General features: G+C 65.2%; 25 protein-coding genes and 1 pseudogene. 13 read left to right on the forward strand and 13 right to left on the reverse strand.

Translation table 11 applies throughout. From position 1 onward, the window contains the following. Positions 1-12: 12 nt before the first annotated feature. Entirely contained in the window at positions 13-678 is a 666-nt protein-coding gene (locus EOD43_RS11575) for a winged helix-turn-helix transcriptional regulator (protein ID WP_127743937.1), read from the reverse strand. A gap of 62 nt (positions 679-740) precedes the next feature. Here EOD43_RS11575 and EOD43_RS11580 point away from each other — a divergent pair, with 62 nt between their 5' ends. The 4 genes and pseudogenes from EOD43_RS11580 to EOD43_RS11595 all read left to right on the forward strand — a co-directional run. Then, entirely contained in the window at positions 741-1172 is a 432-nt protein-coding gene (locus EOD43_RS11580) for a VOC family protein (protein ID WP_127743939.1), read from the forward strand. A 22-nt stretch (positions 1173-1194) separates the two neighbouring features. Beyond that, positions 1195-1623 (forward strand): VOC family protein, encoded by a 429-nt coding sequence (locus EOD43_RS11585; protein ID WP_127743941.1) that lies wholly within the window; start codon positions 1195-1197, stop codon positions 1621-1623. A 32-nt stretch (positions 1624-1655) separates the two neighbouring features. Then, entirely contained in the window at positions 1656-2009 is a 354-nt protein-coding gene (locus EOD43_RS11590; RefSeq protein WP_127743943.1) for a DUF1428 domain-containing protein, read from the forward strand. Between the two features lie 13 nt (positions 2010-2022). Then, positions 2023-2361 (forward strand): annotated as a pseudogene (locus tag EOD43_RS11595) (YciI family protein); the annotation flags it as partial. A 221-nt stretch (positions 2362-2582) separates the two neighbouring features. Here the strand turns inward: EOD43_RS11595 and EOD43_RS11600 are convergent. The 7 genes from EOD43_RS11600 to proS all read right to left on the reverse strand — a co-directional run bounded on the left by EOD43_RS11600 (position 2583) and on the right by proS (position 9712). Then, complete coding sequence (locus EOD43_RS11600) at positions 2583-3377, reverse strand: glucose 1-dehydrogenase (protein WP_127743947.1); 795 nt, start codon at positions 3375-3377, stop codon at positions 2583-2585. Positions 3378-3529: 152 nt separating this feature from the next. Next, the gene (locus tag EOD43_RS11605; protein WP_127743949.1) at positions 3530-3943 is read right to left on the reverse strand and encodes a TadE/TadG family type IV pilus assembly protein; all 414 of its coding nucleotides are present in this window, start codon (positions 3941-3943) and stop codon (positions 3530-3532) included. Continuing rightward, positions 3940-4437, reverse strand: coding sequence for a TadE/TadG family type IV pilus assembly protein (locus tag EOD43_RS11610; protein ID WP_127743951.1), 498 nt, complete (start codon positions 4435-4437; stop codon positions 3940-3942). The genes EOD43_RS11605 and EOD43_RS11610 overlap by 4 nt, the downstream gene beginning before the upstream one ends. Beyond that, complete coding sequence (locus tag EOD43_RS11615; RefSeq protein ID WP_127743953.1) at positions 4434-6317, reverse strand: pilus assembly protein TadG-related protein; 1884 nt, start codon at positions 6315-6317, stop codon at positions 4434-4436. The genes EOD43_RS11610 and EOD43_RS11615 overlap by 4 nt, the downstream gene beginning before the upstream one ends. A 57-nt stretch (positions 6318-6374) precedes the next feature. Then, a complete protein-coding gene (locus tag EOD43_RS11620) occupies positions 6375-7046 on the reverse strand; it encodes an ABC transporter ATP-binding protein (protein WP_127743954.1) in 672 nt (223 codons plus the stop codon). Then, on the reverse strand, positions 7039-8289 hold the full coding sequence (locus EOD43_RS11625; protein ID WP_127743956.1) for a lipoprotein-releasing ABC transporter permease subunit: 1251 nt from the start codon (positions 8287-8289) through the stop codon (positions 7039-7041). Before EOD43_RS11625 ends, EOD43_RS11620 begins: the two co-directional genes overlap by 8 nt. 109 nt (positions 8290-8398) lie before the next feature. Continuing rightward, positions 8399-9712, reverse strand: a complete 1314-nt coding sequence (gene proS, locus EOD43_RS11630; RefSeq protein WP_127743958.1) for a proline--tRNA ligase — start codon at positions 9710-9712, stop codon at positions 8399-8401. A 408-nt stretch (positions 9713-10120) separates the two neighbouring features. Between proS and EOD43_RS24055 the strand changes: the two genes are divergently transcribed. Then, a complete protein-coding gene (locus tag EOD43_RS24055) occupies positions 10121-10249 on the forward strand; it encodes a hypothetical protein (RefSeq protein WP_276318188.1) in 129 nt (42 codons plus the stop codon). A gap of 159 nt (positions 10250-10408) precedes the next feature. Here EOD43_RS24055 and EOD43_RS11635 read toward each other — a convergent pair whose 3' ends face one another. Beyond that, positions 10409-12661: an ATP-binding protein gene (locus EOD43_RS11635; RefSeq protein WP_164857203.1), complete on the reverse strand. Its 2253-nt coding sequence runs from the start codon at positions 12659-12661 to the stop codon at positions 10409-10411. 255 nt (positions 12662-12916) lie between these two features. Here EOD43_RS11635 and EOD43_RS11640 point away from each other — a divergent pair, with 255 nt between their 5' ends. Next, on the forward strand, positions 12917-13660 hold the full coding sequence (locus EOD43_RS11640) for a response regulator (RefSeq protein ID WP_240653161.1): 744 nt from the start codon (positions 12917-12919) through the stop codon (positions 13658-13660). 140 nt (positions 13661-13800) lie between these two features. On the opposite strand, the gene EOD43_RS11645 is transcribed toward EOD43_RS11640, so the two are convergent. After that, the gene (locus tag EOD43_RS11645; protein ID WP_127743964.1) at positions 13801-14118 is read right to left on the reverse strand and encodes a DUF4286 family protein; all 318 of its coding nucleotides are present in this window, start codon (positions 14116-14118) and stop codon (positions 13801-13803) included. A gap of 124 nt (positions 14119-14242) precedes the next feature. On the opposite strand from EOD43_RS11645, the gene EOD43_RS11650 reads away from it, so the two are divergent. After that, positions 14243-14791, forward strand: a complete 549-nt coding sequence (locus EOD43_RS11650; protein WP_164857204.1) for a carboxymuconolactone decarboxylase family protein — start codon at positions 14243-14245, stop codon at positions 14789-14791. A 40-nt stretch (positions 14792-14831) separates the two neighbouring features. Here the strand turns inward: EOD43_RS11650 and EOD43_RS11655 are convergent, their stop codons facing one another. Further along, positions 14832-16034, reverse strand: a complete 1203-nt coding sequence (locus EOD43_RS11655; RefSeq protein ID WP_127744724.1) for a thiolase family protein — start codon at positions 16032-16034, stop codon at positions 14832-14834. Between the two features lie 110 nt (positions 16035-16144). Here EOD43_RS11655 and EOD43_RS11660 point away from each other — a divergent pair, with 110 nt between their 5' ends. From EOD43_RS11660 to EOD43_RS11680, 5 genes are all read left to right on the forward strand, one after another. Next, a complete protein-coding gene (locus EOD43_RS11660; RefSeq protein WP_164857205.1) occupies positions 16145-16834 on the forward strand; it encodes a TetR/AcrR family transcriptional regulator in 690 nt (229 codons plus the stop codon). A gap of 125 nt (positions 16835-16959) precedes the next feature. Then, on the forward strand, positions 16960-17832 hold the full coding sequence (locus EOD43_RS11665) for an amidohydrolase family protein (RefSeq protein ID WP_127743970.1): 873 nt from the start codon (positions 16960-16962) through the stop codon (positions 17830-17832). Between the two features lie 10 nt (positions 17833-17842). Next, positions 17843-19009: an acyl-CoA dehydrogenase family protein gene (locus EOD43_RS11670; RefSeq protein ID WP_127743972.1), complete on the forward strand. Its 1167-nt coding sequence runs from the start codon at positions 17843-17845 to the stop codon at positions 19007-19009. Positions 19010-19012: 3 nt separating this feature from the next. Then, positions 19013-20113, forward strand: coding sequence for an acyl-CoA dehydrogenase family protein (locus EOD43_RS11675; protein ID WP_127743974.1), 1101 nt, complete (start codon positions 19013-19015; stop codon positions 20111-20113). A 4-nt stretch (positions 20114-20117) separates the two neighbouring features. Then, positions 20118-20690, forward strand: coding sequence for a hypothetical protein (locus EOD43_RS11680; RefSeq protein WP_127743976.1), 573 nt, complete (start codon positions 20118-20120; stop codon positions 20688-20690). Here EOD43_RS11680 and EOD43_RS11685 read toward each other — a convergent pair. Both EOD43_RS11685 and EOD43_RS11690 read right to left on the reverse strand, forming a co-directional pair. Continuing rightward, complete coding sequence (locus tag EOD43_RS11685) at positions 20687-21613, reverse strand: alpha/beta hydrolase (protein ID WP_127743978.1); 927 nt, start codon at positions 21611-21613, stop codon at positions 20687-20689. The genes EOD43_RS11680 and EOD43_RS11685 overlap by 4 nt on opposite strands. 27 nt (positions 21614-21640) lie before the next feature. After that, on the reverse strand, positions 21641-23356 hold the full coding sequence (locus EOD43_RS11690) for a class I adenylate-forming enzyme family protein (RefSeq protein ID WP_127743980.1): 1716 nt from the start codon (positions 23354-23356) through the stop codon (positions 21641-21643). Positions 23357-23489: 133 nt separating this feature from the next. Between EOD43_RS11690 and EOD43_RS11695 the strand changes: the two genes are divergently transcribed. Beyond that, positions 23490-23963: a nuclear transport factor 2 family protein gene (locus tag EOD43_RS11695; RefSeq protein ID WP_164857206.1), complete on the forward strand. Its 474-nt coding sequence runs from the start codon at positions 23490-23492 to the stop codon at positions 23961-23963. Positions 23964-24070 lie beyond the last annotated feature (107 nt).

Genomic DNA, 24070 nt, shown 5'->3' on the forward strand with positions numbered 1-24070 from the left:
AAGGCGGCGCCGTCAGGGCGCCGCCTTTTCCGGCAACGGGAACAGGCCGACGAACCACTCGGCCACCTGCGCGCTGCCTTCGACCTGGATGATGTCGATCGGCGCGCCGCCATAGACGACCGCTGCGATCATCGCAGGCGACGCGGTAAACACCACATCGGCCGCCGCCAAATCGCCCCGCCGCGCAGCGAAACCGCCCAGCCCGACGCTCGCGATATAATCTTCGCCATTCAGCCGGAAGCCGATCGTCGCGGCGATCACGCCGACGCGCTTCATGTCGATCATCGTCCCGAACGACAGCAGCAGCGATGCCGCGCTCAGCGGCTTCGACGGATCGTGCCCCGGCGATCGCGCGGCCCAGCGGCCGAGGATTTCGAGGATCGGCTTCGCCTCATAACCCCAGTCGGTCAGTTCATAGACCTGCGCATTGATGGGTGGCGGCAGCTTGCGCTTCGTCACCACACCCGACGCCTCCAGCCCCTCCAGCCTTTGCGTCAGCACGTTCGCGCTGATGCCCGGCAAACCGCCGCGCAGATCGGAAAAGCGGCGCGGGCCGAACATCAGTTCGCGCACCACCAGCAAGGCCCAGCGATCGCCCACCAGATCGAGCCCGTGCGCGGCCCCGCAGGCATCGTCATAAGAGCGCTTCGTCGAGTCGGTTACTTTTTCTAACTTCATAGTTGCTAAATATAACTACGGTGCGCTACCCAATCAACCATCGAGTCGTAAGGAGACGGACAATGGCCCAGATGATCTTCGTGAACCTGCCCGTGACCGACCTCGCCCGGTCGATCGCCTTCTACGAGGCGGTCGGCTTTACGGCGGACCAGCAATTCCGCGACGATCGCGCGCAGATGATGACGCTGAGCGAGAACATCCACGTGATGATCATGACGTACGATCGCTTCGCCGATTTCACGCCCAAGGCGATCCCCGACGCGAAGACCAGCGCACAGGTGCTGATCTGCACCAGCGCCGACAGCCGCGATGATGTCGACGCGATCATCGGCCGCGCGGCGGCGGCGGGCGCGAAGCTCGATCCCACGCCGCAGCAGGACATGGGTGGCTTCATGTACGGCCGCAGCTACGAAGACCCCGATGGCCACATCTTCGAAGTGATGTGGATGGACGTCGCCGCCGCCACGGCCGCATTCGAGGCGCAGCCCGCCTGATCCAGCCCCAAGGAGACCGACGATGAGCAAGATGATCTTCGTCAACCTGCCGGTGGCCGATCTCGCCCGATCGATCGCCTTTTACGAAGCGGTCGGCTTCGTGCGCGACGATCGTTTCTGCGACGGCACCGCCCAGATGATGACGTGGAGCGAGAACATCCACGTCATGCTGCTGACCCACGAAAAGTTCGCCAGCTTTATCTCCAAGACGATCGTCGATGCTCAGGCGAGCGCACAGGCCTTCTTCGCGCTGAGCGTCGAGAGCCGCGCCGAGGTCGATGCGATCGTCGATCGCGCGGTGGCGGCGGGCGGCACCGCCGATCCGAGCCCTGTCGACGACATGGGGTTCATGTATGGCCGCGGTTACGAGGATCCCGACGGGCATATGACCGGGATCAACTGGATGGACGTCGCGGCGATGACGGCCGCGATGCAGCGCGAACCTGCCTGAGGCGTTCGCACACACGAACAAGGAGACGGACGATGATCTATGTCGATGGTTTCGTGGTCGCCGTGCCTGCGGCCAAGAAGGACGCCTATCGCGAGATGGCTGAGAAAGCCGTCGCGGTGTTCAAGGATCATGGCGCGACCCGCGTCGTCGAATGCTGGGGCGATGATGTGCCCGACGGCAAGGTCACCGACTTCCGGGGCGCTGTGAAGGCCGAGGAAGGCGAGATCGTCGTCTTCTCCTGGGTCGAATATCCTTCGAAGGAGGTCCGCGACGCCGCCCAGCCCAAGATCATGGCCGACGAACGAATGAAGACCCCGCCCGACGATGTGCCCTTCGACGGCAAGCGCATGATCTACGGCGGCTTCCAGACGATCGTGGACGCCTGAAAGGAGACGTCCGATGAAAGTCCTGATTCTCGTGAAGGCGACCACCGACAGCGAAGCGGGCGCGATGCCCGATCCCGGCATGTTCGAGGCGATGGGCAAATATAATCAGGAGCTGATCGACGCCGGCATCCTGAAGGATGGCGACGGGCTGAAGCCCACCTCGGCCGCCAAGCGCATCCGCTTCGACGGCGAAAGCCGCACCGTGATCGAAGGGCCATTCGACGTCCCCAACAATCAGGTCGCAGGCTATTGGATCTGGGACGTCAAGGACATGGACGAGGCGGTCGCGTGGGTGAAACGCTGCCCCAATCCGATGCCCGGCCCCAGCGAGATCGAGATCCGGCCGACCTACACCGAGGCGGACCTGATCGATTTCCTGCCGCCTGAGGTGGCGGCGCAGGAAGCCGAAATGCGGGCGAAGCTGGAGGGGTAAGGCCCCGCCCCACTCGTCATTGCGAGCGGAGCGAAGCAATCCAGGCCCGCACTGGAGAGGGTCGCGACCTAACTCAAGTGCGGGCCTGGATTGCTTCGTCACCTGCGGCTCCTCGCAATGACGAGGAGTTTAGGCGAGGCTTACTGCCCCTCGTGCATCACCAGACCGCCCACCTCCTCCCGCGCCGGGCCCGCAATGTGGCCGCCGTCGACGAGCAGTTCGGAGCCGGTGCAAAAACTGCTGTCGTCCGACGCGAAGAAGGCGGCCGCCGCCGCGACCTCCTCGGGCTTGCCCATCCGACGGATCGGCTGGTGCGCGAGCGACTTTTCGACGCGCGAGAGCGTCGCGGCCCCGCTCTGGAGGACGAGCGGCGTCCCGATCATCCCCGGATGGATCGAATTGACGCGAATGCCGAAGCGGCCGAGTTCGAGCGCCGCCGACTTGGTGAGGCCCGTCACCGCAAACTTGGCCGCGCAATAGCTGGCGACACCGGGGACGCCGACCAGCCCGTCCATCGACGAGATGTTGACGATCGATCCGCCCCCGCGCGCCCTCATCGCCGGGATGACGGCCTTGATCCCCGCCCATGTGCCGGTGAGGTTGAGATCGACGACGTGGCGGTGGAACTCCTCGGTCTCGTCGATCAGATTGCCGATCCCCGGCGCGCCGCCCGCATTGTTGACGAGAATGTCGACCCCGCCGAAGCGATCGACCACTGCCTTGACCAGCATCGCCCAGTCATCGGCGCTTTTCACGTCGGCGCGGATGAAGATCGCCGCCTCGCCCAGTTCCTTCGCCAGCGCCTCGCCATCGGCGACCAATATGTCGGAAATCGCGACCTGCGCGCCTTCGTCCACAAAGCGTTTCGCAATCGCCCCGCCAATCCCCCGCGCGCCACCGGTGACGATCGCCACCCGTCCCTTCAGTCGGTTCATTCGCCCTCTCCTCTTGTTTGACGAAAGGGCTAACTCAATCCGACCTAGCCACCAAGGTTCGTCATTGCGAGCGTAGCGAAGCAATCCATTCCGGACTGCGGAGTGGATTGCTTCGTCGCCTTCGGCTCCTCGCAATGACGAGGTGTGTGGGGCTAGGTCGTCGGCGCGGTCGGAAAGCAGCTTTCCGTGCGCAGGGTCGACAGCGAACTCGGCAGCAACTTTGTCGTCGCGCCCTGATAGCTCGTCACGATCGCCACCTTGGTCATGTTCGCCATCGACTGGCAGGTCGTTCCCGTCGTCAGCGTCACCGCCGACGCGGTGAGCGGCACGCCGAAGCCATTGGCCTTCGCCACCGCATAAGCCTTCACATTCGCGCTCGAATTGCAGTCGGTGGTGCCCAGCCCTGCACAGCGCGCGGAGGCCGTCGCGACCTGCTGGAGCGTCTGATAGGTCCACACCTCACGCGCGCCATCGATGATCATGAACATGAACATCAGGAAGACGGGCGCGACGAGCGCGAACTCAACCGCCGTGACGCCGCGCATGTCGCGGATCAGGCGCGTCATTGCAGCCTCACGATCGCGCGGCTGGTCTGCGTCATAGATCCGCCGAAGCGCGCGATCGGCACGACCACGCTGGACGACGATGCCACCGCCTTGATGACCATATAATAGCCCGGCAGGCTACCATCGAGGCAAAGCGAGGCGACCGGATTGGTGAAGGTCGGATCGCCGCTGGTGCCGCCAAGGCATTTGCTGGTCCGCCCGCTGTTCACGCAGGTGGCGCCGTTGCAGGTCACGGTGACGGTGGGCGCGGTCGACAGCTGCGATGCGGCGGCGACGAAGGTGCCGATCGCATTGGCATCGACGGCGCTGCGCTGGTTGAACGCGGCCACCCCGCCCTGCTCCACCGCGGAATCGAGCCGCAGGCGGTGCTGATACCAGATGCCGATATCGAGCGCGCCGGAGATGACCGCGAAGAACAGGACCGAGATCAGCCCGAACTCGATCGTGGCGACCCCGCGTTGGTCGCGGCGCAAGCGGGCGAGCAGCGCGATCATTTGTACAGCGCCACGCTGTCGGACGTGCCCGACGTGCCGCCAAGGCCGGTACAACTGCTCGCAACGGCAGCGCCCCCGTTCAGCGAGAGGGTGTTGACGATCATCATCAGGCAGCCGGCCGACGAACTCGTCATCGATGCGCCTCCATCCAGCAGGACCGAGGATTTGGGCGCGTAGAGCAGGCCGGCATATTTGTTCTGTGATCCGCCGCCGATCTTCGTCGCCTGCATGCTCTTGGTCGCGATCAGGATACCCGGCACGCCGTAGCTCGACGCGGATGAAGGTGCGGCAAGCTCCATCGATGTGCCGCCCGACAGATTGAACGTGCCGCCCAGCCCGAAGCTGACATCCGCTCCCGTCATCGTGCCGCCGGTATTGTTCGTGAAATTGCCCTTGATCACATAGGTGCCCGAACCGAAGGTCGAGCTACCGTTGAGGTTCAGATCGCCCGCGATCGTGTGGGTCAGCGCCTTGGGAAAGATGATCGTGCTGCCGCCCGAGGTGACGATGGTGCCGTTCGAGCTGAAATTGCCAGCAGCGGCGCTGGGCGCATCGCAATTGGCCGTGAAGCAGACGAAGCTGCCCCCGCCGACCGAGATTGCGGTGCCGCTATTGTGGCCGACCGTGACGCTATTTCCCGCCGCGATGTTCACCTTCAGATAGGATCCGCCGTCGAGGCTGATGCCGTTGGTGACGTTGAAATTGCCGGTGCCGACCTGGAGCGTGCGCCCGCCCGTGATCGAAAGCGTGCCGAAGCTGTGATTGCCGTTGCCGATCGTGATCAGCGATCCGCTGTTGAAGCCGAAGACACCGCCGACGATGAAATTGCCGTTGCCGACGGTCATGGCGCTGCCGCTCATGTCGATCGAATCCGCGCGGATGTTCGCGCCATCGACCACGGTCAATTCGCAGCCGCCGGGAATGGTCAGCTTGCCGACCGTATAATTGCCCGCCGGTATGATATATTTGCAGCTATAATCGGCGGTCTGAAACGCGTGAACGCCGCCGTCGCTGCGCGGACGATAGCCCAGAGTCACATCCGCCGCGCCGGTATTGGCATAGGTCGTCGGTGCAGTCAGCGTGGTCGAACAGACGGTGTTGCCGTCGGGATAGTCACCATCCGACACCCCGGTCAGCTTGTTGACCTTGCACAGCAACGCCTTGAGCGCGCTGTCATCCTTCATCCAGTCGACAGCCGAATTGGATTTGTTCTGATTGATGTTGTTCGGGGTCGGATCGGTGGTGACGCCGGTGCCGGGATCGTCGATCTTCTTGCCCGAATTGAACTGCTTCCCTTTCATGCGCGCTCCCCAGGGCACGCTCATCCCCGAATTGCTATTGATCGCGCAATTCGGCGCTTCCAGCGAGGGGCCGCCCGTAAGATCGATCCCATATTGGCCCGCGCCCGACAGCGCGGAGATGCAGGGCGGCGCGGTCGTCGTCGTGGCGCTCACCGTCGCCATGCCCACGCTGGTCACGTCATAGCTGAGCGCCGACGTCATCACGCGCGCGAGCGCCAGTGGGACCGGGGTGGTGACGGTGACGGAAACAAGCTGCTTCGACGTCGTCGGATCGGTGATGAGGTTGACGGTCGCGGCGCTCGCGGCGACGCCCTGCGCAGCGACGACGGCCTTCGCGGTCGCGCGCATCTCGATCTCGCTCTTGTTGACGTTGTAGGCGAGCGCGCCGGCGAGCGCGGCCATGTCCGACACGCGCTGATTGCGCACCTTCTGCGCATAGCCCTGGCTCGCCTCGACCGCGAAGGCGCCCATGCCGACGATGACCGACAGCGACAGCGCCCCCATCAACGCGACCGCGCCCCGGTTGCTGCGACGCAGCCGGGCCAGAAGCGCAATCGTGTGAGTCGCACAGGCGAGCATTCGATTGCGACTAAAGGCGAAGGGTTAAGGAAGCCCTTGGCCGGCGTGGTTAATCGATCAGCTCAACTGCCCATCGTGGAGGCGCACCACGCGGTCCATCTTCATCGCCAGACGCTCGTTATGCGTCGCTACCAGAGCCGCACTCCCCTCCCCGCGCACGAGGCGGAGGAACTCGGCGAGGACGATGTCGGCCGTGCCCTCGTCGAGATTACCGGTCGGCTCGTCCGCCAGCACCAAAGCGGGCCGATTGGCGAGCGCGCGGGCAACGGCGACACGCTGCTGCTCGCCGCCCGACAGCTGGCTCGGCCGATGCGTCAGGCGATGACCGAGGCCGAGCGCCGACAACAAAGCTTCCGCACGCTTCGTCGCCACATCGGTCTCCGCGCCGTGAATCAGTTGCGGCAGCACGACATTCTCCACCGCCGAGAAATCGGGGAGGAGATGGTGGAACTGATAGACGAAGCCCAGCGCATCACGGCGGATGCGGGTGCGGCCGGCATTGTCGGCACGCGCCGCTTCCTCGCCCGCAATCCGGATCGATCCTTCGAACCCGCCTTCGAGCAGGCCGACCGCCTGCAGCAGGGTGGACTTGCCCGATCCGCTGGGGCCGAGCAGCGCCACGATCTCGCCGGGGCCGACGTGGAGATCGACCCCGCGCAGCACGTCGATCGTCGCCCCGCCCTGCGAGAAGCTGCGCTTGAGACCGGAGACAGCGAGAACGTCACTCATAACGCAGCACCTGTACGGGATCGGTGCTCGCGGCCTTCCACGCGGGATAGAGCGTCGCGAGGAAGCTGAAGCCCAGCGACATGATCACGATCACCGTCACTTCGACCGGATCGGTCTTGGACGGCAATTCGGTCAGGAAGCGGATCGACGGATCCCAGAGATTCTGGCCGGTCACCAACTGAACGAAGTTCACCACCGCCTGCCGATAAAACAGGAACACCGCGCCCAGCGCGATGCCCGCGACGGTGCCGAGCGTCCCAATCGTCGTGCCCACCACCATGAACACCCGCATCAGTGCCCCGCGCGACGCGCCCATCGTGCGCAGGATCGCGATGTCGCGCGTCTTGGCGCGCACCAGCATGATCAGCGAGGAGAGGATGTTGAACACCGCGACGAGGATGATGAGCGAGAGCACCACGAACATCGCCACCCGCTCGACCGCCAGCGCCTCGAACAAGGAAGCGTTCATGTCGCGCCAGTCGCTGACCTGCCCGACCATCGCGATCTTGGGCTTGAGCGGGGCCAGGATCTCGCCGACCCGATCGGGATCGGTCGTCTGCACCTCGACCATGCCAACCGCGTCGCCCAGCATCAGCAGGGTCTGCGCCTCGGCCATCGGCATCACAACGAACGCCTTGTCATAATCATAGACGCCGACTTCGAAGATTGCGGCGACCTGATAGGAAACGATGCGCGGCACCGTGCCGAACGGGGTCGATTGGCCATCGGGGCTGATCAGGCTGATCTGGCTGCCGACCTGCGCGCCCAGCTGTTCGGCCAGGCGCGCGCCAATCGCGACCCGCCCCTCGCCCTGCGTCACCGCATCGAGCGAACCGGCGATCACCTTGCCGCGCAGCACCGGATTGGTGCGGATATCCTCGGTCGTCAGCCCGCGCACCAGCACGCCTTCGACGCGGCCGGCAAAGCTCGCCATCAGCGGCTGTTCGATCAGCGGAGTCGCGGAGGTGACGCCCGGCAGCGCCTTCGCCTCGGCCGCGACGCGACGCCAGTCGGGCAGCTTGTTGTCATAGCCCTGGATGACCGCATGGCCGTTCAGCCCCACGATCTTGTCGAACAGTTCGGCGCGGAAGCCGTTCATCACGCTCATCACGATGATGAGCGCGGCGACGCCCAGCGCGACCGCGACGAGGCTGATCGACGCGACGAGCGCGATGAACGCCTCCCCCTTCCCCGGAAGGAGATAACGCTTCGCGATCATCCGCTCGTAGCGGGAGAGGATCATGACGCTCCCCACAGGGCGTCACCCCCGCGAAGGCGGGGGCCTATCCAATGCCTTCCCTCGCGGAGAGACTGGATGGGTCCCCGCCTTCGCGGGGATGACAATGTGTGGTTCAACCGACGATCCTCGCGATCGCGTCTTCGACCGACAGCTCGATCTTCTCGCCCGTGGCGCGGCGCTTGAGTTCGACGACGCCCTTGTCGAGCCCCTTGGGGCCGACGACGAGCTGCCAGGGCAGGCCGATCACGTCCATCGTCGCGAACTTCGCGCCGCCGCGTTCGTCGCGATCGTCGTACAGAACCTCGACCCCCGCGGTCTGCAGCTTGGCGTAGATATCGTCGCTGGCGGCCGCACAGCGCGCATCGTCGGCGCGCATGTTGATCAGGCCAACGGCGTAAGGCGCGACCGCGTCGGGCCAGATGATGCCGGCATCGTCATGGCTCGCTTCGATGATCGCGCCCATCAGGCGCGACACGCCGATGCCATAGCTGCCCATGTGCGGGATCACTTCGGAGCCATCGGTGCCCTGCACCTTCAGCCCCATCGGCGCCGAATATTTGGTGCCGAAGTAGAAGATGTGGCCGACTTCGATGCCGCGCGACGTCTTGAGCGCATCGCCCGCCGCCGCCTCGCGCGCCTCGTCGCGCTTCTCGTCGGTCGCCGAATAATCGGTGGTCAGGCCCGAAACGAACGCCTGCAGCGCGACCGCATCGTCAGCATCGACCTCGAGCGCGCGGTCCTGCTCCCAATTCTGGTGGTAGAAGACCTCGCTCTCGCCGGTGGGGGCGAGGACGATGAACTCGTGCGAAAGATCGCCGCCGATCGGGCCGGTATCGGCCTGCATCGGGATCGCGCGCAGACCCATCCGCTTGTAGGTGCGCAGATAGGCGACGAACATGCGGTTATAGCTGTGACGCGCGCCCGCTTCATCCATGTCGAAGCTGTAGGCGTCCTTCATCAGGAATTCGCGCCCGCGCATCACGCCGAAGCGGGGGCGGACCTCGTCCCGGAACTTCCACTGGATATGATAGAGCGTGCGCGGAAGATCGCGATAGCTGCGCGCCGAATCGCGGAAGATCGCGGTGATCATCTCCTCATTGGTGGGGCCGTAGAGGATTTCGCGGTCGTGCCGGTCCTTGATGCGCAGCATTTCGGGGCCGTAGGCGTCGTAACGGCCCGACTGGCGCCACAGATCGGCCGACTGCAGCGTCGGCATCAGCAATTCCACCGCGCCGGCGCGATCCTGCTCCTCGCGCACGATCTGTTCGATCTTGCGCAGCACCCGATGGCCCAGCGGCAGCCAGGCGTAGATGCCGGCGGCGGTCTGGCGGATCATCCCTGCGCGCAGCATCAGCTTGTGGCTGACGATCTGGGCGTCGGCGGGCGATTCCTTGGTAACGGGCAGGAAGTGGCGGGACAGGCGCATGAGTGGTCGGATCTTTCGATAAGGATGGCGCTGTCTATGCCGCGCGAAGCGCCGGAGCAACAGCGCGCGGCGCCGAAACGGCTGTTGCGCAGAAAACACACCGCGCGGCTTTCGTATGTTGCTCCCTTGAAATCCGATGACAAGAACCAGCCATGCGGGTAGGCACCTTTTCACGGACAAAGGCACGGAAAACGGCCAGGTTCGGGGAGAAACGGCTCCGCGCGTCATTAGGGGCGACGCCGCGTAGAGCCCGCTCAAGGGGGCTGACGAGAAATCGTCACCGGCGCCGGGATCGAAAGGTCCCGGCGCTTTCCGTTTTGGGCCTTTGCGGCTGAACGCAAGCTATACGGGACGGACCTTCGAACCTCCCGCAGCCCCATGCGTTTCCTTCACCGAAGGAGATACGACATGGCCACCCAGCCCCCACCCGCCCGCGAAGTTCCGATCGATACGCCGGTCGACATCCCGGTCCCCTCGCCCGTCGACCCCGATCCGGGGGCGCCCACCGATCCGGTGGATATTCCGACGGTTCCCTGATTCTATCCCCCTCCCTGCAAGGGAGGGGTTAGGGGTGGGTGACGAAGCCAAGGGCTCGATGCCCTTGGCGAAGTTTAGCGCGACAAGCGAGGATGCTCGCGACTTCGTCGCTCGCACCCACCCCCTTGCCCCTCCCTAGAAGGGAGGGGAGTTTTGGGGTCAGGCCGCCACCGTCGCGGCATCATAAGCGAGCGGCAGCCGCAGCTGCGCCTTGAAACCTTCGGGCGAGCGCAGCAAGTGGACGTCGCCGCCATGCGCGCGGGCGATCGAGCGGCAGACGGCGAGGCCGAGGCCATTGCCGCGCTTGTCGCCCGCCCGCGCATTGGCCGCGCGGTAGAAGGGTTCGAAGGCGCGCTCCAGATCCTCCTCGGGCACGCCGGGGCCATCGTCGATAATCTCGGCAACGGCATCGCCCTGATCGATCGACAGGCGCAGCCGCGCGCGATCGCCATATTTGACGGCATTTTCGACAAGGTTGGCGAACAGCCGCCGCATACCGAGCACGTCGACCTCGACCGGCGCGGCCGTCAGCCGTTCGACCCGCACGTCACTGCCGACCAGCGCCGCATCCTCGGCGACATCCTCGACGATCGCGCCGAGATCGAGCCGTTCGCGCACGCCCGGCGCCGATGCGTCGCGGATGAAGGCGAGGACGGAGGTGATCATCATCTCCATCTCCTCGACCTCCTCGATCATGCCCGCGCGAACGGCGTCGTCGTCGACCTCCTCAATGCGGAAGCGCAGGCGGGTGAGCGGGGTGCGCAGATCGTGGCTGATCGCGCCGATCATCGCGGTGCGATCGCCCACGAAACTCTTCACCCGGCTCTGCATCACGTTGAAGGCATTGGCCGCGCGGCCGACTTCGGCCGGGCCGTCGAGCGGGATGACCGCCGCAGTCGGATCGCGACCCAGCGCCTCGGCCGCCTCGGCAAAGCCCCTTAGCGGTTTCACGATCCGCCGCGAAAAGAGCCAGGCGAGCGGCGCGACGGTCGCGAAGGCGATGATGAACCACAGAAGCACGCGCCGCTGCCAGCTGTTCGGGAAAGGTTCGGCCGCCGGCTGGACGACCGACCAGCGCCCGTCGGGCAGGCGCAGCGCCGCCACGAAATCGCCCTCCACGAAAGGCGCGGGCGCGAGGCCGAACAGCCCGCGTTCGCGCGGCAGGAGCGGAATGGCGGGCTCGAGAAAATCGCCTTCGGGCGTCGAAACGACAGTGGCGCCCTCCAGCGGATCGGCGGGCGGGGTCGCCGCGACGAACGGCATTTCCTGCGGCGCCACCGGCTGCGGCGCGGGCATGACGACGGGTGCGCGCCGTTCGATCGTGACGGCCTCGCGCGGCATTTCGAGCATCGGCGCGACCGGCACGCGCGACGCCTCGGTCTCGATCGTTGGCATCACCGAGCGAAGTTGCGATTGGGACGGCGCAAAGGGCGCCCCCATCAGCGGCCGCCGCTCAAAAAAGCCGCCCTCGCCGATCCGCTCGCGAAGCGCCGCGCCGATCTGCGGGATCGTGCCGCTACCGGGCTGGGTAATGATCGTGCCCCCGCCTGTGGCACCGTCTGTTCCACCGCGCAGGATGGGCGGGATCGTCTCGCCATGATCGCCGCCGATCCAGATGCCGTCGCGCCCCTGCAACGGGGTCGGATCGATCGTGATGAGCTGGCCCGCGCCGCGCCCGTCCAGTGGCCGCGTGACCGGGCCTGCGGTCGACGGATCGGAGCTGTTGCGCCGCTCCTCGATCCGGCGGCGGACGCCGGGGGGCAGCATTTCGCGATTGGGCGCGCCGATGCGCGGCCGGATCTGCCCGTCGGGCGTGCGTGGCAGCATCGGCCCAAGCCGGTCGACCGGTGGCATCGTCGCCTGCGCCAGCACGAGCAGCGAGCCGGAGTTGGCCTGCGGCGTCCAGCTTACGGGGGTCGCCCCGCCCACCGGCCCATCATTCGCCATCGCCAGCTTGCGGCCAGCAACGGTGCCCGCGAACGGCAACGGGGTGTAGAAGCTCAGCCGCACATCGTCCGCCCCGACCTTGAGCAAGGTCGCGAGTTCGGCGCGCGATCGTTCGGAGACCAGCCATCCGCGCCCGCCCAGATCGGGCGGCCCCGGCTGGATGATATGCTGCAGATTGCCGGTCCGGCTCTCCTCGCTCTCGCGCAGCGCGGCGGCGACGGTGCGCAGATCATATTGCGGTGTCGGCGCGGGCGGCAGCAGCAGGGTGAGCAGCAGGGTCACGAGCTGCGCGATCACCAGTCCGCCGACCAGCAGGATCAGGATCTGCACCATCAACGTGGGGCCGCGCAGGCGCTGAAGGAAGGACGGCGTCATGGGGCGCGAAGATGCCACGTCGGGGCGCACGCCGACAGACTGAGTCTGCGGCGGCTGATCAGCCTGCCCAATGGCCCCCGGAAATCCCATCGTCTTCATCCTCGCACGCGCGCGTAAAATGGGGCGGCCTGCAACGGCATGAGGAGGGTCGCAGGCTCCACGCACCGTTGCAGGCATTACGACAACCAGTGCCCGGATCCGTCACAGGGGCAGAACGAACGGGGCCTGTCGGTCGCCGACAGCCTGGGTTTCCGGCTCCTGTGTTGCACACAGATTTCATCTTTGTAGCGTGCGTGCGCCCTCGCCTGAAAAATGCCGGCGACAAGGGGCTGGCAAAGCAGGCGGATGAACGCCATTGCTACCTTCATGGATCTCGATACCCGCATCCTCATCGTCGACGACGATCCGGGCATCCGCACGCTCATGTCATCCTTTCTGGAAAAGCACGGATTTCGCGCCGACACTGCCGCCGATCCGATCGAGATGCGCGAACGGCTGGCTGCGCACCGATACGATCTGATCGTGCTCGACGTGATGATGCCGCGCGAGGATGGCTTGTCGGCGCTGCGCGGGTTGCAGCGTGATGAAGGGCCGCCGGTGATCATGCTGTCGGCGGTCGGCACCGATGTCGATCGGATCGTCGGCCTCGAAATGGGCGCCGAGGATTATCTGGCCAAGCCATGCAATCCGCGCGAGCTTTTGGCGCGCATTCGCACCGTGCTGCGCCGCGTGCGCGCCGAACCGGCGGCGGGCAAGGCAAAGGACGCGGCGAAGGAACCCGGATATCGCTTCTCGGGCTGGCGCATGGATGTCGAGGCGCACGCACTCTACGATCCGAACGATCGGCCGGTGATCCTGTCCGACGGCGAGTTCCGCCTGCTGCGCGCCTTCGTCGAGCATCCGCGCCGCGTGCTGACGCGCGATCAACTGCTCGATTATGCGCGCGGTTCGGACAGCGAACTCTATGACCGCGCGATCGACGTGCAGGTCAGCCGCCTGCGCCGCAAGCTGGGCAGCGAGGGCAGCACCGAACTAATCCGCACGGTGCGCAACGAAGGCTATATGTTCGCGCCGGTGGTGGAGAGGTAGCCTCTCCACAAACACTCGTCATTGCGAGCGCAGCGAAGCAATCCAGGCCCGAATGAGAGAGGCTCGCGACCTAACTCAAGTGCGGGCCTGGATTGCTTCGTCGCCTGCGGCTCCTCGCAATGACGAGGAAAGTGGGGACGTTACCCGATCGGCGTCAGCAGCGAGACCGACAGCCGCACCGGGTCCATCGCGTCCGAAATGTACATCGTGCCGGCGTCCATCGCCTTGCCGAGGCTTTCGAACGCCGTGATCGGATCCTCGGTCTCCATTTCATAGACCGCAGCATAGGTGCCGGCGGGCTTGTCGCCCATCAGCGCGGTGACGGTGTAGCGTTTGGCGGCAGTATAGCCGTCCATCGCGATCACATCGGCCAGATGCTGATTGTCGTACCAGTCATTATATTCGTCCTCGCGGCCTTCGACCGGATTTGTGACCACCAACAGCTGATATTTCGCCACGTCCCGCTCCTCTTTCTGGTTCGGCGCAAATGCTAGGCTGATCTGCGTTGCGGCAGCAAGGCGGCCCTTTCGTTCGAAACCGCCATCGCTATCATCATCGCTGCAAAACAGATGAGGAGAGATGATGATGGCCGAACCGCGCATTCCTTACCCGCAAGGCGACAGCGATCCCGCCGCGCTGAACATCGAACGGATGTTCGGCCATATCGCCGACGATCTTCGCCCCGGCTTTTCGGCGCTGGCGCGCGCGGTGATGCACACCAAGTCGCTCGATCCGCTGCTGCGCGAGATCGCGATCCTGCGCGTCGGGCATCTCAGCAACTGCGCCTATGAACAGTTCCAGCATCAGGCGTTCGCGCGCTACCTGGGCATGGCCGAGGACAAGATTCAGGCGATCAAGACGACGCCCGACAATCCGATCTTCGATGCGAAGGAAAAGGCGATCATGCGCTTCGTCGACGAACTCGTCCGCGACGTGCGGCCGAGCGACGCTGCGCTGACGGAAATGCGCGCGCATTTCGGGATCGAGGGCACGTTCACCACTTTGATCGCGGCGTGCCAGTACATGACCGTCTCACGCATATTGGAGACGACGGGCGTTCCGATCGAAGCCAGCGACAGCATCGGGCTGGGCCGGCTCAAGAACACGCAGGCGGAAATCGCCGCGCAATAAGGCGAAGGGCGCCGGAGCCGGTCCGGCGCCCCTCCCCCGGTCAGACGATCTCGAACAGAGCGGCGGCGCCCATGCCGCCCGCGATGCACATGGACGCGACGACATATTTAACGCCGCGGCGCTTGCCTTCGATCAGCGCGTGGCCCGCAATGCGGCTGCCGGTCATGCCGAAGGGATGGCCCATCGAAATGCCGCCGCCGTCGACATTGTAGATCGACGGATCGATGCCCAGCTTGTCGCGGCAATAGACGACCTGGCTGCCGAACGCCTCGTTCAGCTCCCACAGGCCGATGTCCGAAATCTTCAGGCCCGCGCGGTCGAGCAGTTTGGGGATCGCGAAGACCGGGCCGATGCCCATTTCCTCCGGCCCGCAGCCATAGGCCTGGAAACCGCGATAGACGCCCAGGATCGGATGGCCGCCCTTTTCGGCAGCCGCGCGGCTCATCAGCACCTGCGCGGAGGCGCCGTCGGACAGCTGGCTGGAATTGCCAGCGGTGATGAACTTGCCTTCCTGGATGAGCATGCCGTCCTTCCAGACGGGCTTGAGCTTGGCGAGGCCTTCGAGCGTCGTGTCCCCGCGCACGCCCTCGTCGCGGTCGAGCGTCACCTGCTCGGTGCCCGAAACGCTGCCGTCCTTCTCGACGATGTTCTTGGTGACGGTGATCGGCACGATCTCGTCGGCGAAGCGGCCCTCGGCCTGCGCCGCGGCGGCGCGACGGTGGCTCTCGGCCGAATATTCGTCCTGCGCCTCTCGGCTGATATTGTAGCGTTCGGCGACGACCTCTGCGGTCTCCAGCATCGCCATATAGGCGAGAGCGTTACCCGCCTTCACGCTGTCCGATTCCCGGCGGTAGGTCGGCGCATGCTTGTTCATCGTCAGCGAGATCGATTCCATCCCGCCCGCGATCGCGACATCGATATCGCCCGACACGATCGAGCGCGCGGCCATCGCGATCGCAGTCAGGCCCGAACCGCACTTGCGGTCCATCGTGAATCCCGGAACCGTGATCGGCAGGCCGGCCGAAAAGACGACCATGCGCCCCTGATTATAGCCCTGATTGCCATACTGGCTGGCCACGCCCCAGAAAACATCGTCGGCGCTCGCGGGATCGATTCCCGCCCGCTCGACAGCGGCGCGAATGACGTGGGCGCTCAGCGCGGGCGCCTCGGTATCGTTGAACGCGCCCTTGTACGCGCGGCCGATTCCCGTCCGTGCCGTCGATACGATCACCGCTTCCGTCATCATCATTCCCCGCTCGATTCAGTAATCTCTATCTGGTTAGCTTGATCATCATAGGCAAGGGCTACTGCCTTTGCTTGACGCAATCCGGCTTTCACCTAATGCTCGGAAACATGGAAACAGCCCCCAATGAGGACTTGACGCCCGCCGGTGCGCGTGCACGCGGCATGAACGAGCGGCGCCAGCGCCTCGTCCGCGCGGCGAAGGAACTGATCAACGAGCGCGAGAATGGCGAATTCTCGATGCCCGAACTGGCGGCGCGCGCGGGGCTGAGTCTTGCCACGCCCTATAATCTGTTCGGTTCGAAGGCCGCGATCCTGGAGGCTGTGTTCCAGCGCGAGATCGAGCATTTCCATGCGGTCTATGCCACGATCTCCCCTGCCCCGCCGGTCGATCGCGTCCTCGCGGTCATCGAACATCTGCTGCAGGTGTTCGAACGCAAGCCGCATTTCTACCGCGCCCTTTCGCGCGGGATGGCGACTCTGGGTGCGGAGGAAAGCGCACGGCTGATCTCCCCGTTGTCGGATCTGCTGCTGCGCCCGCTGGTCGAAGGGCTGGTCGATGACGGCACGATCCGGCTCGATCTGCCCAAGCCGATGCTGACCGCGCAGATCACGCGCATGTACGAAGCGACGATGCAGCGATGGGTCCGTCGCGGCTGGGATGCCGTGCGCATGCGCAGCGAGATGCGGGCGTCGATCCTGATCGTGTGCCTGGGCATGTTCGGCGAGGAATATCGCCCCGAACTGCTCGCCGCGCTTCACCAGTCCGTGCTTCCGGAAAGCGCACCCGAATCCGCTTGATAGCCCTCCCCGGCTACTATAACGCACTATAACGAACGGGCGGAGGGGAGACCGGCCTGCGGCATTTTGCGCGCATTCACGCCCCTTCTCCGCGCCGATAGAGCGCAACGAGAGGAGGGATTTTCATGCCGAGGCCCAAGGACATCGCCGCCATCGATCTGATGCTGGGCATCCCCATGTCGTCCAGCAATCATGAGATGTACGAATATCTCAAGCCGCTGATGATGGACGAGGAAAGCCGTCAGCAGTTCAAGATGCCCGCGCAGTACATGTTCAAGGACATCCCCTCGGTCGGCGACACCGATGACAAGGTCGGCTGGGTTCTCCAGCAGATGGACAAGCACAATATCGAACGTGCGATGGTCGGCGCCTATACGGGCCGCCCCGAGATCAGCGAAGCGATCTCGAAGAACCGCCATCGCTTCCTCCAGTGCCTCGACGTCAATCCGAACCGGGGCATGGAGGAAGTCCGCCGCATCAAGCAGGCGAAGCGCGATCAGGGGATCAACGCCGTCTCGATCTTCCCCTCGGGCCTCGTCCCCCAGGTCGCGATCGACGACAAGAAGATGTTCCCGATCTACGCCGCCTGCGTCGAGGAAGGGCTGCCCGTCTTCGTCAACACCGGCATTTGTGGCCCGCGCTTCCCCAGCATGGTGCAGAAGACAGAGCTGATCGAAGAGGTCGTGTGGTTCTTCCCCGAACTCAAGTTCGTGATGCGCCACGGCGCCGAGCCCTGGGACGATCTAGCCGTCAAGCTGATGATCAAGTTCCCGAACCTGTATTACAGCCCCTCGGCCTTCCGCCCGAAGCATTATCCCAAGTCGATCATCAACTATATGAACTCTCGCGGCGCCGATAAGGTGCTCTATGCGGGCTATTTCCCGATGGGCATCAGCCTCGACACGATCTTCAGCGACTTGGATAATCTGCCGCTGAAGGATGAGGTTTGGCCGAAATTCCTGCGCGAAAACGCGCTGAAGCTGTTCGGCATTTCCTGAGGACTGGGCCATGAGCGAGCTTGACGATTTCCGCGCCGAAACGCGCGCCTGGCTGGAGGCGAACTGCCCCCAGAGCCGGCGCGGCGCCTTCCGGGGTTTTTCGACCTTCAATTACTGGGGCGGCCGCAAGGCCGAGTTCCAGGACGAGGACCAGAAGGTCTGGTTTGAACGGATGCGCGACAAGGGCTGGACCGTGCCCGAATGGCCGGTCGAATATGGCGGCGCGGGCCTCGACAAGCATCGCGCCGGCATCTTGCAGCAGGAACTGCGCCGCATCCAGGCGCAGCCGCCGCTGCAGAGCCTGGGCATCTGGATGCTCGGGCCGGCACTGCTCCACTTCGGCACGCCCGAACAGAAGGCCGAACATCTGCCCAAGATCGCGCGCGGCGAAATCCGCTGGGCGCAGGGCTATTCGGAACCGGGCGCCGGCTCCGACCTCGCTTCGCTCTCGACCAAGGGCGAGTTGAAGGACGGCCAGTGGGTGATCAACGGATCGAAGATCTGGACCACCAACGGCGACAAGTGCGACATGATCTTCGCGCTCGTCCGCACCGAACCTGACGCGCCCAAGCATCAGGGGATCAGCTTCATTCTGGTCGACATGGACCAGCCCGGCGTCACGACGAAGCCGATCACGCTGATCAACGGCGACGCCCCCTTCGTGCAGACCTTCTTCGACAATGCCACCGCACCCGAGGGCAATGTCGTCGGCCCGCGCGGCAAGGGTTGGGACGTCACCAAATATCTGCTCGGCCACGAACGCGAGATGATCGGTTCGTCGATGACCAATTCGGTCACCGAGACGGTGTCGAGCGTCGCCAAGGCCAAGCTGGGCGCCGACGGCCTCAAGGCCGATCCGAGCCTGCGCATGGCGATCGCCAATCACGAGATCGAAAGCTGGGTGCTGGGCATCGCGGTCGAGCGGCTCAAGGACATGGGCAAGGCGAAGCAATTCTCGCAATTCGCGCCTTCGGTCCTGAAACTCATGGGCACCGAGCTCAATTATCGCCGCGGCGAATTGCTGATGAGCATCAGCGGCTTCGATGCCGTGAACGACCTCTTCAGCGAGCCGGTCCATTCCTACCTCCACGCCCCCGCCAATTGCATTGCGGGCGGTTCGAACGAGGTGCAGCTCAACATCCTGTCCAAGCGCGCGCTTGGCCTTCCGGAGCTCTGATCCATGCCGCTGGTATTGACCGAAGACGAGGTGATGCTCGTCGACGCCGCGCGCGGCTTCCTCGCCAAGTCGGCACCCGTCTCCGCCCTGCGCACGCTGCGCGATAGCGGCGATACGCTGCGCTACACGCCGTCGGTATGGAGCGAGATGGCCGAAAACGGCTTCATCGCCCCGCATGTGCCCGAGGCCGAAGGTGGTCTGGGCATGGGCTATGCCGCCGCCGGCCTGATCGCCGAGCAGATGGGGCATACTCTGGCCCCCACCCCCTTCCTGTCGGCCGCGATCGCCGCCGAACTGGTGGTGCAGGCGGGCAGCGCCGAACTGAAGGCCGATCTGCTGCCGAAGATCATCGCGGGTGATCTGGTCACCGGCTTCGCGTTCGAAGAAGGGCTGCGCCACAATCCGGCCGGCACCGCCGTCACCTTCAAGGACGGCAAGATCAGCGGCACCAAGAAGATCGTCCTCGACGGCGTCGGCGCGAAGCTGCTGATCGTCGTCGCGGCGACCGATAATGGACCGGGCCTGTTCCTGGTCGATCCGTCGGCGGCGGGCGTCACCGTCCGTCCGCTCGACCTGATCGACAGCCGCAACGCCGCCGAGATCGACTTTGCCGACGCCCCCGCCACGCCGCTGGGCGATGCGGGCGCGGCCAAGGCGGCCATCGCCCGCACGCTCGACGTCGCCCGCGCGCTGCTGGCGGCCGAACTGCTCGGCATCGCCGACGAAGCTTTCGACCGCACCGTCGCCTATCTCAAGGAGCGCGTGCAGTTCGGGCGCCCAATCGGCAGCTTCCAGGCGCTGCAGCATCGCGCGGCGCGCCTCTACGCCCGGCTCGATCTGACCCGCGGCGCCGTCCTCAAGGCGCTGCGTGCGCTCGACGAGGGCGACAAGGCCGCGACCATGCTGTGCAGCCTGTCGAAGGGCGCGATGAGCAAGCTGGCTTATGACGTGATGGTCGAGGCGACGCACATGCACGGCGGCATCGGCGTCACCGACGAACTCGACATCGGCCTGTTCTACAAGCGCGTCCGCGTCGCCGGCGAACTGTTCGGCGACGCGCATTTCCACACCGATCGGATCGCCATCCAGGCGTTCGGGATCTGACGCGGTGGAGCGGATCGCCACCTATACCGGCAATCTGCTCAACCATGTCGAAACGCTCTACCGCCCCGGCGAACGGCACCTTGCGGTGGCGATGGCCGAGGCGCTGGGCTGCGCGATATCGGACACCGGATTTTCGGGCGACGGCGAGGAAAGCTTCCTTGCCGTCCACCCCAATCCCGCCGATCGCGACATGCGCAACAACGCCTTCTTCCTGTCGCCAATGCGGCCCGAACAGCAGGCGGTCGAGGCGCGTCTTCTGAAGCTTGCGAACGAGGATGCGGACTTCGCCGCCACCCTCGCCGATTACCGCAGCATAGCCCGCAGCAAACCCTTCGGCGTCCCCCACTTCGCGATCCGCTATCCTTCCGGCGACGCCGTCGCCGAAGCCGCCGAGCGGCTACAGGCCGCGCTGGGCACGACGCTGGGCGACCGCCTGCACATCCGCGTCTTCGGCCCCGGCGGATCGGGCGCGAAGGGCGCGAGCACGGTGCAGGGCTTTATCCACCAGGACGTGATCGTCTCGGGCAGCTTCCTCTACGGCCAGCTGATCGAACTGCAGAGTCAGCCGACGGCTTAGGCTACCGATCCCGTCAGCCGACGCGCGATCTGCGCCATCGCATCGCGACCCGACTGAAGATCGCCCATCCCGACGAAGCCGTGGAACGCGCCCGGATAGCGCGTCATCTCGACGTCGACGCCGGCGGCCTCCAGCTTCTTCGCATAAGCCTCCCCCTCGTCACGCAGCGGATCGAAGCCGGCGGTGATAACGGTGGCGGGCGGAAGATCGTGGACTTCGGCGTTGATCGGCGTCGCGTGCGGATGGCTGCGGTCGCCATCGGGGCCCATATAATGATCCCAATACCATTTCATCGCATCGCGGCTGAGCAGATAGCCGTCGGCATTTTCGAGATAGCTCGGCGTGTCGAAATCGACGTCGACCACCGGGTAGATCAGCAGCTGATGCCGCAGCACCGGCCCGCCCCGATCGCGCGCCATGATCGATGCGACCGCCGCCAGATTGCCGCCCGCGCTGTCGCCGCCGACCGCGAGGTTCGCGGTGTCGATCCCCTTCGCCTTCGCCGCATCGGACGCCGCCCAGACAAGCGCGGCATAGCAATCCTCCGCCGCCGCCGGGAAACGATGCTCGGGTGCAAGGCGATAGTCGACCGACAGCACCGCCCAGCCCGTCGCCAGCGCAATCGCCCGCGCAGTCGCGTCATGGCTCTTGATCGATCCGATCACGAAACCGCCGCCATGATAGAAAACCAGCGTCGGCGCGGGCGCGTCACCATGCGCATAGAGCCGCACCGGAATGTCACCATCCGGCCCCGGCACCGCGAAATCCTCGACCCGCGTAATAGGCTGCTTGGGCTTGAGATCGCCCCCGGCATCGACCCGCGCGCGATATTCGAGGTGCGGCAGCGTTTCGACCGGCACCGTCACCAGCGTATAATATTCGTCGAGCGCGGCGCGCGCATCGGCATCGAGCTTCGTCGTCATCTTATCCTCTCCGCTCGCCCGCCCTTTTCAGGCGGTTTCGAGATTCGCCAGAAACGCCTCCCGCAGCTTGCGCTTCTCGACCTTGCCGGTCGCGGTACGCGGCAGCGAACGCATCCCGATCATGACATGCGCGGGCACCTTGTAATCGGCAAGCCCCGCCTTCGCGATCGCCTTCACGCCCGCGGCATCCTTCGGCCCATCCGGACGCGGCACGACCGCCGCGACCATCAGTTCGCCTGCGCGCTCATCGGGAATGCCGAAGGTCGACACCTCCAGAAACTGGCCCGACGCTTCAAGAACGCGCTCCACCTCGGCGCAATAGACGTTCTCGCCGTGGGTGATGATCATCTCCTTCAGGCGATCGACGATGTGGATGTAGCCCTGCGCATCGATGAAGCCGACGTCACCGGTGGCATACCAGCCGTCCTTCAGAACCTCGGCAGTCTTCTCCGGCTGGTTCCAGTAACCGGCCATCACGAACGGCCCGCGCACCTGCAGCTCTCCCGATTCCCCGGCCGGAAGCACCTTGCCCGTCTCGTCGACCGCGCGCGTTTCCATCACCGGGCAGATCATCCCGGCCGATCGCGGGCGCGGCGCCATCAGCGGACCGGAGCCTGCGCACACGCTGCCGCTCGCCTCGGTCATGCCCCAGCCATTGCCCAGGCTCACGCGCGGGAAGGCATCGCGGATACGCTGCGCCAAATTGGGCGGCAGCGCCTGCCCGCCGATCGCGACATTGTTGATCGTCGCCATCCGCGCGACGCCATCGGGCAGGTCGAGCAGATCTTCGAACACCATCGGCGGCCCGGTAAGCTGCGTCACGCTATTGGCGGCGATCAGGCGCGCGGCCTCTTCTTTGTCCCATCGGCGCATGATCGTGATCAGGCCGCCGCCCATCAGCGAGCCCGCAATCGCGGTCAGCCCCGAAATGTGGAACAGGGGCACGATCAGCAGGTTCGACGGCGGCTTCGCATTCTTGCGGATCACGTCGATCTCGACCTTCATCAAGGTCGCGGCCAGCGCCATCCCGCTCGCGGCGTAGAAGCCGAGATTGTGGATCATCTGGGTGATGTTGCGCTGGGTCAGCACCGCGCCCTTGGGCCGCCCCGACGTGCCCGATGTGAACAGGATCCAGCACGGATCGTCGAGCGCGACGCGGATGATCGGCGCTTCCGCCTGCCGCGCATCGGTCAATTCCGCGAACGGCGTGGCGCCCGACACGTCGACCGGGCGATCATCCTCCGGAATGAAGACGATCGGCGCATCGCAGCCGCCCTTGCGTAGCAGGGCCGCGCGCGGGCCATCGGCGATGATCACCTTGCAATCGACATCGCTGGTCGCCGCGCTGAGTTCGTCCGCCGAACCGCGGCTGTTGACCAGCACTGCGACCGCGCCGATCCGCGCGCAGGCGAACAGCGACAGCAGATATTCGCCGCGATTGCGCATAACGATGCCGACCCGGTCGCCCGGCCCCACGCCGAACCGATCGGCCAGCCCGCCCGCCAGGCGCCACGCCGCCGCGAACATCTCCGCATAGCTCGTGAAATCGCCATTTTCCCACAGCAGCGGGCGATCGGCGAACTTGGCGGCGGTATCGAGATAGATGTCGATCAGATTTTCGGACGCGCCCGCATAGGCCCGGATTTCCTCACCGCGCACCGCGACCGGCACGATTTCGAACGGCGCCCCCGGCGCGGTCAGCCGCGATACGATTTCGGCATAGGCGGGGTAGATATCGCTCATTCGGTTCCTCGATCCACGCGCCGCCGGTTGGCGGTCTCTGTTCGACTGAACCTAAGCTATAATGGGTTTCAATGGGAAGCCACCTACACCGTTTCGGCTATGCCGGACTGCGCCAACACGGTTACCCGGAGATATGGAGACGACCGCCCCCACCCTTGAACAACTCGCCGCCCGCATCGAGCGGCTGGAGGACGAACGCGCGATCCAGGCGCACCTGATCCGCTACGGCCTTGCCGTCGACAGCAACAGCGAGATCGAAGCGAGCTTGCTCTATGCCGAGGATACCCATGTCGACATCGACGCCAGCGTGTTCATGGACGGGCGCGATGCGACGCGCGGCATCGTCGCATCGCCGCTGCATCAGGCGATCCTGCCCAATTGCGCACATGTGATGGGGCCGTTCGTGGTCGATATCGACGGCACGCGCGCGACCGCGACCGGCTATGCGACCGTTTATGTGCGCGAGGATGGAGAGGTGAAGGTGTGGCGCCAGTCGTTCGGGCGCTGGGAACTGGAGAGGCGCGAGGGGCGCTGGCAGATCACGAAGCGCGTCTCGCGCTCGACCGGCCGCGAGGATGCGGCGGCCTTGTTCAAGGCGGTGCTGTAGGAAGTTTCCTATGGGAAACTTCGTCATCCCGGCGGAGGCCGGGATCTCAGGAGGCTCACGCGCTTCGCTGCTCCGGAGATCCCGGCCTCCGCCGGGATGACGTAAGT

Origin of the sequence: Sphingomonas crocodyli, from assembly GCF_004005865.1 — a bacterium.
Lineage (GTDB): Bacteria > Pseudomonadota > Alphaproteobacteria > Sphingomonadales > Sphingomonadaceae > Rhizorhabdus > Rhizorhabdus crocodyli.

Coding starts and splice junctions, on each gene's coding strand:
- EOD43_RS11575 (WP_127743937.1), bottom strand. CDS start 678: ATGAAGTTAGAAAAAGTAACCGACTCGACGAAGCGCTCTTATGACGAT.
- EOD43_RS11580 (WP_127743939.1), top strand. CDS start 741: ATGGCCCAGATGATCTTCGTGAACCTGCCCGTGACCGACCTCGCCCGG.
- EOD43_RS11585 (WP_127743941.1), top strand. CDS start 1,195: ATGAGCAAGATGATCTTCGTCAACCTGCCGGTGGCCGATCTCGCCCGA.
- EOD43_RS11590 (WP_127743943.1), top strand. CDS start 1,656: ATGATCTATGTCGATGGTTTCGTGGTCGCCGTGCCTGCGGCCAAGAAG.
- EOD43_RS11600 (WP_127743947.1), bottom strand. CDS start 3,377: ATGAACCGACTGAAGGGACGGGTGGCGATCGTCACCGGTGGCGCGCGG.
- EOD43_RS11605 (WP_127743949.1), bottom strand. CDS start 3,943: ATGACGCGCCTGATCCGCGACATGCGCGGCGTCACGGCGGTTGAGTTC.
- EOD43_RS11610 (WP_127743951.1), bottom strand. CDS start 4,437: ATGATCGCGCTGCTCGCCCGCTTGCGCCGCGACCAACGCGGGGTCGCC.
- EOD43_RS11615 (WP_127743953.1), bottom strand. CDS start 6,317: ATGCTCGCCTGTGCGACTCACACGATTGCGCTTCTGGCCCGGCTGCGT.
- EOD43_RS11620 (WP_127743954.1), bottom strand. CDS start 7,046: ATGAGTGACGTTCTCGCTGTCTCCGGTCTCAAGCGCAGCTTCTCGCAG.
- EOD43_RS11625 (WP_127743956.1), bottom strand. CDS start 8,289: ATGATCCTCTCCCGCTACGAGCGGATGATCGCGAAGCGTTATCTCCTT.
- proS (WP_127743958.1), bottom strand. CDS start 9,712: ATGCGCCTGTCCCGCCACTTCCTGCCCGTTACCAAGGAATCGCCCGCC.
- EOD43_RS24055 (WP_276318188.1), top strand. CDS start 10,121: ATGGCCACCCAGCCCCCACCCGCCCGCGAAGTTCCGATCGATACGCCG.
- EOD43_RS11635 (WP_164857203.1), bottom strand. CDS start 12,661: ATGGGATTTCCGGGGGCCATTGGGCAGGCTGATCAGCCGCCGCAGACT.
- EOD43_RS11640 (WP_240653161.1), top strand. CDS start 12,917: ATGAACGCCATTGCTACCTTCATGGATCTCGATACCCGCATCCTCATC.
- EOD43_RS11650 (WP_164857204.1), top strand. CDS start 14,243: ATGATGGCCGAACCGCGCATTCCTTACCCGCAAGGCGACAGCGATCCC.
- EOD43_RS11655 (WP_127744724.1), bottom strand. CDS start 16,034: ATGACGGAAGCGGTGATCGTATCGACGGCACGGACGGGAATCGGCCGC.
- EOD43_RS11660 (WP_164857205.1), top strand. CDS start 16,145: ATGGAAACAGCCCCCAATGAGGACTTGACGCCCGCCGGTGCGCGTGCA.
- EOD43_RS11665 (WP_127743970.1), top strand. CDS start 16,960: ATGCCGAGGCCCAAGGACATCGCCGCCATCGATCTGATGCTGGGCATC.
- EOD43_RS11670 (WP_127743972.1), top strand. CDS start 17,843: ATGAGCGAGCTTGACGATTTCCGCGCCGAAACGCGCGCCTGGCTGGAG.
- EOD43_RS11675 (WP_127743974.1), top strand. CDS start 19,013: ATGCCGCTGGTATTGACCGAAGACGAGGTGATGCTCGTCGACGCCGCG.
- EOD43_RS11685 (WP_127743978.1), bottom strand. CDS start 21,613: ATGACGACGAAGCTCGATGCCGATGCGCGCGCCGCGCTCGACGAATAT.
- EOD43_RS11690 (WP_127743980.1), bottom strand. CDS start 23,356: ATGAGCGATATCTACCCCGCCTATGCCGAAATCGTATCGCGGCTGACC.
- EOD43_RS11695 (WP_164857206.1), top strand. CDS start 23,490: ATGGAGACGACCGCCCCCACCCTTGAACAACTCGCCGCCCGCATCGAG.